The following is a 10,223-nucleotide window of genomic DNA, read 5'->3' on the forward strand; positions in this document are numbered from 1 at the left end:
GTCGGCTGCGACCCCGACGGCGGGGGACGACTGAAAGCCGGCTGCAGCCGGGACCGTCAGGTTCCGCGCGCGTGCGGCCTCGACGATGGCACGGGCGAGTGGATGTTCGGAATCTGCTTCTGCGGCAGCGGCCAGCGCGAGAACGTTGTCGGCGGTGCGCCCGCCGGTCACCTCGACTGCGGTGACGGTGGGTTCACCCTTGGTGAGGGTCCCGGTCTTGTCGAACAGCACGGTGTCCACCGTGCGCATGGTTTCGAGTGCGAGCCGGTCCTTGACCAGAACACCGCCGCGGGCGGCGCGTTCGGTGGCGATGGAGACCACCAGCGGAATCGCCAGTCCGAGTGCGTGCGGGCAGGCGATGACCAGCACGGTGATGGTGCGGATGACGGCGTCGTCGGGCATCCCGACCAGAGTCCACACCGCAGCGGTGATGATCGCGGCACCGAGAGCGAACCAGAACAGCCAGCCAGCGGCGGTGTCCGCGATGCGCTGAGCGCGCGAGGTCGAGTTCTGGGCGTCGGCGACCAAGCGGCCGATGCCGGCGAGGGCGGTGTCCTCCCCTACTGCAGTGACCTGGACGCGCAGACCTGAGTCGGTGGCGACAGTGCCGGCGACGACTTGATCGCCGTCGCTGCGGCGGACGGTGCGTGATTCCCCGGTGATCATCGATTCGTCCATGCTCGCCGATCCGGAGACGATGGTGCCGTCCGCCGGTACGCGGCCGCCGGGGCGGACGACAACGACATCACCGAGCTGCAGCTCGGACGGGGGCACCGGCACCACATCGTCGCCCTCGACGCGTTCGGCGACATCCGGGAGCAACGCCGCCAACGAGTCCAGAGCGGAGGTGGTCTGGGCGAGTGATCTCATCTCGATCCAGTGCCCGAGCAGCATGATCACGATCAGCAGGGCCAGTTCCCACCAGAAGTCGAGCTGATGATCGAGCAGGCCGAGGCTCGCTCCCATCGACGCAATGAATGCGACGGTAATCGCCAGGGCGATGAGCAGCATCATTCCCGGTGCACGGGAACGGATTTCGCTGACTGCTCCGGAGAGGAACGGAGACCCGCCCCAGGCGTACATCACCGTTCCGAACACCGGAGAGACCCAGGCAATCCACGCTGCGTCGGGCAATGAGTAGCCGAGGAGCATCGCGAACATGTTCGAGGCAACGATCACCGGAACGGCAAGGACCAGCATGACCCAGAACAGGCGACGAAACATACCGACGTGATCACCGTGACCGGTGTGCCCGCCGTGCTCTGCGTTGTGCCCGCCGGTGTCGTGGTCCGACTGCGGAGTCGCCTTCTCTGCCCCGTCCGTGTGCATTTCGGGTCCTTCTTCATGCCCGCTGTGCTGCAGTCTGTTCGGCGGATCCGTCCGCGCGGAGTCGACGTCGGAGTGTGTGTGATCGTTCATCGTGCAGTCCTCTCATCCATCGAGTTCGATATCCATTCATCCCATGAACTCGTGGGTTCTGGTTCGGCTGTGTATTCGGCGTCGAGGGCGACAATGATCTGCGCCTGGACGAGCGCGGCTGCACTGGTGACCGTGAATGTCCCTGCCGCCGCCGATAACGCGACAGTGTCCATTCCGATCACGGCGTTGACGTCGTTGCGGACCGACGGCTCACAGTGGCCGTACATCAATACCGGCGTAACTGACAGTGCGTGATGATCATGCGTAGCTTTCGACATCTCGGACAACATATACCCCATAGGGGTATATGTTGATCAAGTCGAACCATACCCCTTCCTGATCCCATTGGAAGAACCGTCAGGGTGTTGTCAACGCGTGAGCGCCAGTCGGCTGGCCACCAGGTGCACCCGCGGTCGCTGTCATGCTCACGGACGGGCATGGATGTCGATACCGATTCGGTCAAGGGGCGCATGCATCCGCGGCACAGCTGAGCCTTACAGCGACGGGCGTACCTGCACACGCGCGTGGATCATCGGCGTTCGCTGCGATTTCCGTTACGAGTCTTCTCACCGACTGGAGGCAGGGCAGGGCGAATTACGCCGTGTCACGGCGCGCATGGCGAGCCCGCGTGTCGACTCTCGAAGATCGCGGAACTGCTCGTTCGGTCGATCGCTGACGCCGCAGATCGGACGGTGGAGCGATACTGTCTCGTTCACCATGGGGCTGCGGCGCCGCCGATGTAGCGTTGAGTAAGTCGTAGATGGGTGTATCACTCACGTTCGGTCCCACTTTCGATCTGATCGTTTCGGTGCGCCTTCGAACGCGCCGACAGTTGCCGCTCACCGGCCCCGGGCGAGCCCTGCCCTACCGGCCAGCCGGCGCGCACCGACATATCCAGTCCGCAAACTCGGTCACATGCGGTGAAAATGCCTGCCCGTCACACCGCAGTTGCTCTTTACCGAGTGTCGGCACGCTTGCGCAGCGCAGCGGTCGCCAATTCTGCGACCGCTGCGCGATAGAAATCTCGATCTATCTCCCCGGCCGCGAATCTACGATCGAGGATTTCCTGCGCGTCCTCCCCCGATTGCGGGCGAGCGGACATCAGCCGAACCGCACCCCAGATCAACAGAGCGATCACGACCAGCCAGAACGCGGCCATTCCTGCCATCATCGTCCATCCGCCACTCATGGTGCCCATATTCATCATTGCTGCTCCTCACTCTCGCACCAGCCACCTGCTGACCTGCGGAGTGTGGTCATCCCGCAGCTCCTACTATAACGCTTAGTAGTTCAGCTACTATCGAGCATAGTAGTTGACTGCTGTCGAGACGCCGTCGCCCGGACAGGCGATGATGGAGGCAACCTGTGGGAAAGAAATCCAGCAAGTCGCGATCGAAAGCGCACAAACGACGAACCACGGCGACACGATCCGGGGGCGGCCCACCGGCTCCCCACCCGGTGCCATACGTACTGAGCCCCAGCCAAGGCATCCCCTCTCAGCGGTGGCCCCACATTCTGCGGTCAGCGTCGCCGCCGCCGATTATCTTCGAAGCAGGGGCCACTCGCCCGGCAGCGGTGCACTCCATCCCACTGTCGCCCGGGCTTTCGCGCCGGACTCCACTACCCCACCGCGAGCGTCGGCCCAGGCCGCAGAACCGACGATCGATACTGCAGCGCCGCCGGAGCGCCCACGTGCCCGCACGCCTGAAGCTGTTGCGCCCGCACCGCAGAGTTACGCACCCAAGCGCTCACCAGCCACCAGTTGTACCGATGAGATTTCCCAGGTCGAGCCGCTGGGGCTTGCGGTGACGTACTGGGGTGTCGGCGGGGCCGATGCCGAGCCCAGCCACGACGTGGCGATTCGCTTCACTGGATCGCGGGTGGAAGTCGAGGGCCATGCATCGACCGAGAAGGTCGGTTTCGATCGGACTCTGGTCGTGAAATCACGTCCTGCCGCTGGAGGCCGGTTCGCCGCGACCACCCGTATTCAGGGCATTGCCAGCGGGGAGTGGGAGGTGAGTGCGCGACGCATCGACGGGGGCGCAGACAGTAGCGAACGGCAGCAGAACTCTGTGCTCACCGCGCGCACTGCGCTACTGACATACGGTCCCGCTGTGCGGGTGTGGAGTTGGCCGGCGTTGGTAGCCGCGGGAGCGGTGGTTGCATTGATTGTTCAGGGATTCCTGCTCTCACGCATGGATGCCAATGTTGCTGCTGCTGTTGCAATTTCAGCTCTGAGTTGCGTTTTGGGATATATCGGTGCCAAGGTTTGGTACTTGATCTTGCACCGTCGACCGATATCTACTTTCATCCGCGCAGGAGCGTGCATACAAGGCTTCCTCCTCGTTTCGCTCGGCACCTTGGTCATCGGCGGAGCACTCGGGGGTATGGACGTCGGCGCAGTCCTGGATGCAACCACCCCGGGATTGTTTCTCGGCATGGCGATCGGTCGTCCGGGATGCTTCTTGGCGGGCTGCTGTTCGGGGCGTCCGACTCGATCTCGGTGGGGCCTGTTTTCGTCCGATCGCACCCTGGCGACGAGGAGGATTCCGGTTCAGCTCTACGAGGCCGCTGCAGCCCTGTTGATCGCGGGAGTTGCGCTCGCCGCGGTACTTCAGGTCGACCTTCCCGTCGGAGGGCTGGTCTTCCTGGGGAGTATTGCCGCATACACATTGGTCCGGCAAGGCCTGTTTCTGTTTCGAGTGGACGCGCACACTCGTCGAGGCCGACTCACTGTCTCGCTCATCTGCTGCGCGGTCCTCATCGGCGTCCTCGCAGCGTCGCAGGTGCTCTCGTGATCACCGAACGTATTTTTATGCGTGTGCCTTTCGGTGATCACCTCGATGCGATGGCACCGCATTCGGTGTCCCGATCGACGCTCCGTAGTCCGGCATCGATACTGACTGTCCTCGTCCTTGCACTCGCTGGATGTACCGGCGGCGAGGTCTCTGAGCCCACCGCGTCGATGCCCGTTGCTACACGGGCGGAACTGCTCGATCCCGCTGACTTCGCCGCCGCAATCGCCGATCCCGCCCGAGTCACGATCAACGTCCATACCCCCGACGAGGGCCAGCTCCCGGGAACCGACTCGAGCCTTCCCTTCGACCAGATCCGACAACAGGCCGCGACGTTGCCGCCCGACCGGACCACGCCGCTGGCGATCTACTGCCGTACCGGGACAATGAGCGCCACCGCTGCGAAAGAACTGGCCTCTCTCGGCTACACCGATGTCGTCGAACTACAAGGCGGCATGCTCGCGTGGCGAAACACCGGACGAACCATCGGAGAATGATCACGCACGTTCCGCACCACCGCCCCCGAAGGTCGAGCACCAGAACCGATCCGGTGAAATCGAATGCCGAGATCGTCTTGGTCAGGGTTTACCAGGTCGGGACCGGACACTTCGCCGATGGTCCCGCTACTGCCGGGAAGTGAACCTATCGGTTTGCCAGCGGGCGCAAACGACGTCGAACGGGCCCCGGCCTGTACCGGCGAATCAGAACCTCGCCCGCTGTCACCCTCAGTGCTACCAGCGCAGGCGTGCCCTCGCCCCAGGTTGCCTTCTCCTCGGCGGTGGTTCGGCTCCGTCGGCCGACTCGCTCACGATCGACAACGTATGGACGTGCTGGCAGCGCGCGATGTCAGGCGAAGAACGAGACGGCCGGTCGTCGGAAGACGCGGGCGGCCCCTACACCGAGGCGTACAAGCGTGAGCGCCGCCGTCAAGGTCGGGGTTGGGTGGTCCTGATGGCGGGTGTCGTGATCGGTGCGACCCACGTCGTAATTCATCTCGGGCAGCTTCGGTTTCTTCCGAGCGCCGGATGGCAGGATCTCGCGGTCGGCTATCCGATGGCGATGGTCCTCGCGCTCGTCGGTCTCATGATGATCGCTTCCCGCACCCGAAAGCCGAGGGGCGAGTATTGCGGACTCGCTCCCGTGATCTGTAGTGCCGCGCGGGGCATTTCATCCCACCGCGCAGGATGCCAACGTCATGGCCCCCAGCAGGGCCACTACTGGTAACGCAGGCAGGGCAACGGCGGTGCACGCTACGAACGCCCGCGCCCACCGGAGGGGAGCATGCGGGATCACTCGGTCCACGGCGAGACGATCGAGCCGCACAACGGTGGCATCGGAAACCATACCGAGGGCGGGCAGAGGAACAGGGTGCGGGCGCAGCGAAGTCAGAGCGCGCCGCACGGGGTCTCGTCCGTGCGAGCGGGCTGCGCGGGCGTCCGCGTCGAGTTCGACCAGAGCGCGCACGAGCGAAGGTGACGCTCGCATGATCGGTAGCCACGGAAACGCATAGGCCACCGACTCGGCAATGCCTACGAGCAGATGATGCCGGCCATCGATGTGTGCACGTTCGTGTGCGAGGACCGCCTCGACTTCAGCAGGCGTCAACTGCGTACGCAGCCCCTCGCTGGCCACGACCATCGCCGGTCGTCCCGCGACGCTGTACGCGAGAGGACTGTCCAACGGAAGCCACAAGGTCGACGCGGGTTGATTCGAACCGGAAAACCCGACGCCTCCAGCGATGATGCGCAGCAGATCGATGTGCCGCTCGTACACTCGCCGTCGCTCACACACTGCGCGCCTCAGGTGGACGATCCAGCGGACTGCGCCGCAGCCCAACATCGCAATCCCGACAACCCCGACGATGGCCTCGACGCGGGCAGGTATGTCGCCCTGAAGGGCGAGCCAGCATTGGTGTGCGATGTCGACCAGGGTCGTCACGCCCCCATGACTGGGGATCGCACTGAGCACGACCGGTACCGCAATGCTGACCAAGGTGCCCACAACGAGCGCCGACCACGTCAAGAGCGTGACGTGCGCATCGATACCTCTGTCGATCATCGACCTCATCAGCAATGGCGCGGCAGCCGCAACCAACAGCCCACCGAGGGCCCACAGGAGTACGGCAGTCACCTCTGACGCTCTTTCAGACCGCGGGTGAGCACCTTCGATTCGTCATCGGAAGCGCCGCGGGCGAAGTGCAGCAGCACGCTCGTCGGGTCGCCGGTCGATTCGAGAAGTATTCGCAAGGCGTCGGAGGCGGCTTCTTCCCTGCTTCGGGTGGCTTCGTACCAATATGCCCGTCCGTTGCGTTGTCGGTGTACCCAGCCTTTACGGTGCAAATTGTCGAGCACCGTCTGAATCGTGGTGTACGCCGGTTCTCGACCGTCCTCGAGTTGATCGATGACATCACGAACCCGGACTGCGGCGCTGGTATTCCACACCACGTCCATCACCAGAGCTTCGAGCTCTCCCAAACCCTGCATGAGTGCCTCCTAGGCGCGTGTTCACTCTATCCCGTCGAACGAGCCAGCTACGTGATCCTTCGGTAGCGAGCACCCTGGTCCGAGAGGTTTGCATGCCTCGAATACGAATGCGGCCGTAGGCTCACGCCAGGTAGGACACCGATGTCATCATTCCCGCTTCCCCGTGATAGAGGTTGTGGCAGTGCAGAAGCCACTGGCCGGGATTGTCGGTGTCGAAGTCGACTTCGACAGTTTGGTTCGGCAAGACCAGCGAGGTGTCCTTCCGGGGGCCTGATCCGGCACCGTTGACAACCTCGAAGGTGTGTCCGTGCAGATGCATGGGATGAAACATCGTGGTGGCGTTGACGAAGCGAAGTCGTACTCTTTCGCCTTCGCGAACGTCGAGGGGGGGTGTGCTGCTCGTACGTCTCACCGTTGAGCGTCCAGGTGTACCCGCCCATCTCCATCCCGAGAGCGATGTCGTACGTGCGATCCGGCTCGCGTGCGGACAAGCGGACCGTATCGAGCGACATCAGTTGATCAGCCATCACCGGGGCTGCAGAGAGTTCGGCAGGCCGGACTGAGGACTGCGGCGCGGCGCCTGGCCCGGTACGCAACACAGCGAACCCGCTCCCGTCCTTACCTTCCGCGGCGGCGACAATCGGAAACGCCCCGTCCTGCAAGGTGATGATTGCGTCGTAACGCTCTCCCATCCCTATCAACAAGCATTGCGCCTGCTCGGGCTGAACCGGAAATCCGTCGCTGTGAGTAACAGTGAGAGGATGCCCCCCCCACTGCGAAACGGAAGGCCGTGTCGGCAGCTGCGTTGATGATGCGCAGGCGCAGCCGCTGGCCCGGCCGTCCGCCGAGCACGATGGGGTCGGCGGCGATCTTGCCGTTGATCAGGTAGTACGGGTAGCTCACGTCGCCGGTGTCGCCACCGAGAGGCGACTGGGCGGTGGGCGCGCTCATCGACATGCCGCCCATCGACATGCCCTCGCTGCGCAGCCGTTCGAGTTCTCGATCGGGGTCGCCGGCTACCCCGTCGAGCCAGTCGTCCAGGACCAGGACGGCTTCGAGGTCGTAGTCCGAGCCGTCGGCGGGGTCCTCGACGATCAGCGGTGCATACAGTCCTCTGTCGAGTTGGGTACCGACGTGAGGGTGAAAGAAGTACGTGCCCGCGTCGGGCACGGTGAAGTCGTAGCCGAACGAGTCACCGGAAGCCACAGCCGGCTGAGTCAGGCCCGGCACTCCGTCCATGTCGTTGCGCAAGGCGATTCCGTGCCAATGGATCGTCGTCTCCTGCTCGAGGCGGTTGTCGAGCTGTGCGCGCAACACATCACCTCGGCTCAGGCGAATCTCGGCACCGGGGAGTCTGTCGCCGAAAGTCCAGGTCTGTACCTGCACTCCGCCGAGGTCGATCGTGCTGGGCTGAGCACTCAAGGAAATATCGACTTGTCTGCCGGTAGCCGAGCGGCGCGCGTCCTCGGCCTGTCCCACCACATCGGAGTCCGGTCCGACGACTGCTGTTGCGGACGAGCCATTGCCGCATGCCGCCAACACGACGGCACTCGTTCCGGCCGCGCTCAGCGCGAGAAAGTTGCGGCGCGTGAGCGAGAACGCACCTGCGCTGCCTGGTCATACACATCTCCCAATTCTGTAGAAGTCCGTCCGCCGGCGGGCGTTCGATCCTCGCCGCGTTGCTGGTGCTGGTGCTCGTGCTCGTGCTCGTGCTGAGATCAGCGCACAAGCGCTGTTACCGCCTCCCGCACCTGACTCGGGTCGTAGAACACCGGCGTCGAGGTGATGCGCTCGATCGTTCCATCGCTCTGGACCAAGAAACTCAGGGGCAGGACAGGGGGCGCGTCAAGTGTCTGCAACGCCGCGTCGGCCTGATCGAACGAGGGATAGTGCACTCCCAGCTCGGTGAGCAGGCTCAATGCCGCATCGGCATCGTCTTGGACGTTGAGACCGACGACCCGAACCGCATCCGGTTCTGCGGCGTACTGGGCCAGAACCGGAATCTCCTGTCTACACGGACCGCACCACGACGCCCAGACATTGAGCAATGTGGGTTGCCCAGCCAGGGAGGTCCCCAGATCGGATAAGTCCGACGTTCCCAAGCATCGTGCGGACGTACCGACGAGCTCGCCAGTTACGGGGGACGGAACCGGCGACGAGGTCGGGCACGGCTCGAGGGCAGCACGGGTAGCGATCACTGCCGACGGGAGATCCTCGTCCTCGACGTGAGGTGCCGATCCTGCGGACCCCACCGACTGGGTCGAGGGATCTCGAGACCACAATGCCAGCGCTCCAACAACTGTCACGATGACGATGATCGCAAGTAGGGACCAGCGTGTCGTCACCCGCTGCACCCTGCACCTCTGTCTCGTTCACCTCGACGATGTCTTCCGGTCTGTCAGCGTCATACTACACGATCTACTATCTTCGATAGTAGCAACGTGGATCCTGCACGCCGTCAACGCTTTCGCGGCCCCTTCACCCTCGGGCCTCACAGTGCCAGCACACAGCTCTCCGGCCGTTCGCCGAAGACGACCGTCCCCATCGAGGCGCACGATGAAGGCCGTCCAGCGACGCCGAGTCCTTCTGGCGCAGAAGATATTACGTACATGAACTTCGGCTCCCGAGAAACAACCCGACGATCGAAATGGGTCGCAGGGTGCGAATGTTACCGATGTGATTCACTGTGACTGATGGTGCTTGTGCGGAAAGGGTGTAATAGTGATGCGGCGTGTCGCCTTGACTCGAAGGCGACCTGAATTACTGCCAGGTATGCAGTTGCCGTCCAGGAGGACCACCGACATGAGACCTCTGCCCTCGTCCTCGTACATGGCGCACCGAACTCGGTGGGGTACTCGCATCCTCGTCGGTACCGCGTTCGTGGGAGGCATCCTCGCGCTGGCACCCACGGCGTCTGCAGCCCCGGACGCCGATCCGGCTGCGCCGCCGCCTGCCTTCCCCGCGCAGGCCCAATCGGACCCGCACGTCCAACAGGAGGTCCTCGATCTCGTCGTCGGCGCACTACGCGAGATTCGCGCCAACGGTGCTCTCGACGACCTGGCCGGCCCACAGAGCCGCATCGTCTCCTGCCTCGTGGGCACGATCGGAGCCACCGATACAGCTGACGGACCAACGGCAGCCCTTTCGCGACTGATCCCCTGTCTCGCGCCGATCGACGACATCGACCCCACAGTTCTCCCCCGACTGGTGTCGTCGATGGACGTCGCCACACTTGCATCCACACTCGCGGCCGCCGAGACTCCCCACGATCCGGCCACCCCGCACACCTCGTCGCGCGGACATGCGGCGGTCCCACCCGGCAGGTCGAACGCCGAGCCCTCGACCGAACAACCGACGCCCAAGGCAACCCAGGACACTCAGGACCCCGAGTCGGCCGCCGAGTCGGCCGACTCGGCGACGCCCGAACTGCCCGCGCTCGAACCCGACGCCACTGTGCCTGAAACGTCGGCACCCGGCACGTCATCTGAAACAACGACACCCGAAACCACGACACCCGAGGCGGGCG

9 protein-coding genes and 2 pseudogenes are annotated in these 10,223 nt (G+C 64.0%); 3 read left to right on the top strand and 8 right to left on the bottom strand.

Annotated features, from left to right (window positions below; genetic code table 11):
• The 3 genes from RHBS_RS18260 to RHBS_RS18270 form a co-directional block, all read right to left on the bottom strand.
• The coding region (locus tag RHBS_RS18260) for an HAD-IC family P-type ATPase (RefSeq protein ID WP_128646181.1) at nucleotides 1-1,419 on the bottom strand (1,419 nt) is incomplete at its 3' end.
• Nucleotides 1,416-1,709: a hypothetical protein gene (locus RHBS_RS18265; RefSeq protein WP_032375714.1), complete on the bottom strand. Its 294-nt coding sequence runs from the start codon at nucleotides 1,707-1,709 to the stop codon at nucleotides 1,416-1,418. The genes RHBS_RS18265 and RHBS_RS18260, both read right to left, overlap by 4 nt.
• Before the next feature lie 665 nt (nucleotides 1,710-2,374).
• Nucleotides 2,375-2,626, bottom strand: a complete 252-nt coding sequence (locus RHBS_RS18270) for a hypothetical protein (RefSeq protein ID WP_032401334.1) — start codon at nucleotides 2,624-2,626, stop codon at nucleotides 2,375-2,377.
• 295 nt (nucleotides 2,627-2,921) lie between these two features.
• On the opposite strand from RHBS_RS18270, the gene RHBS_RS18275 reads away from it, so the two are divergent.
• The gene (locus RHBS_RS18275) at nucleotides 2,922-4,217 is read left to right on the top strand and encodes a prolipoprotein diacylglyceryl transferase family protein (protein WP_230595438.1); all 1,296 of its coding nucleotides are present in this window, start codon (nucleotides 2,922-2,924) and stop codon (nucleotides 4,215-4,217) included.
• Between the two features lie 17 nt (nucleotides 4,218-4,234).
• Nucleotides 4,235-4,711, top strand: a complete 477-nt coding sequence (locus tag RHBS_RS18280; protein ID WP_231578189.1) for a rhodanese-like domain-containing protein — start codon at nucleotides 4,235-4,237, stop codon at nucleotides 4,709-4,711.
• 349 nt (nucleotides 4,712-5,060) lie between these two features.
• On the opposite strand, the gene RHBS_RS29115 is transcribed toward RHBS_RS18280, so the two are convergent.
• The 5 genes and pseudogenes from RHBS_RS29115 to RHBS_RS18300 form a co-directional block, all read right to left on the bottom strand.
• Entirely contained in the window at nucleotides 5,061-5,207 is a 147-nt protein-coding gene (locus RHBS_RS29115) for a hypothetical protein (RefSeq protein WP_156516238.1), read from the bottom strand.
• A 174-nt stretch (nucleotides 5,208-5,381) separates the two neighbouring features.
• A complete protein-coding gene (locus tag RHBS_RS18285) occupies nucleotides 5,382-6,344 on the bottom strand; it encodes a M56 family metallopeptidase (RefSeq protein WP_032375712.1) in 963 nt (320 codons plus the stop codon).
• Entirely contained in the window at nucleotides 6,341-6,697 is a 357-nt protein-coding gene (locus RHBS_RS18290; protein WP_032375711.1) for a BlaI/MecI/CopY family transcriptional regulator, read from the bottom strand. Before RHBS_RS18290 ends, RHBS_RS18285 begins: the two co-directional genes overlap by 4 nt.
• A 121-nt stretch (nucleotides 6,698-6,818) precedes the next feature.
• Nucleotides 6,819-8,266, bottom strand: a pseudogene (locus tag RHBS_RS18295) (multicopper oxidase family protein).
• Between the two features lie 149 nt (nucleotides 8,267-8,415).
• On the bottom strand, nucleotides 8,416-9,042 hold the full coding sequence (locus RHBS_RS18300; protein ID WP_032375710.1) for a TlpA disulfide reductase family protein: 627 nt from the start codon (nucleotides 9,040-9,042) through the stop codon (nucleotides 8,416-8,418).
• Nucleotides 9,043-9,499: 457 nt separating this feature from the next.
• Between RHBS_RS18300 and RHBS_RS18305 the strand changes: the two are divergent.
• A pseudogene (locus RHBS_RS18305) lies at nucleotides 9,500-10,223 on the top strand (hypothetical protein); the annotation flags it as partial.

Origin of the sequence: Rhodococcus sp. BS-15, from assembly GCF_000813105.1 — a bacterium.
Lineage (GTDB): Bacteria > Actinomycetota > Actinomycetes > Mycobacteriales > Mycobacteriaceae > Rhodococcoides.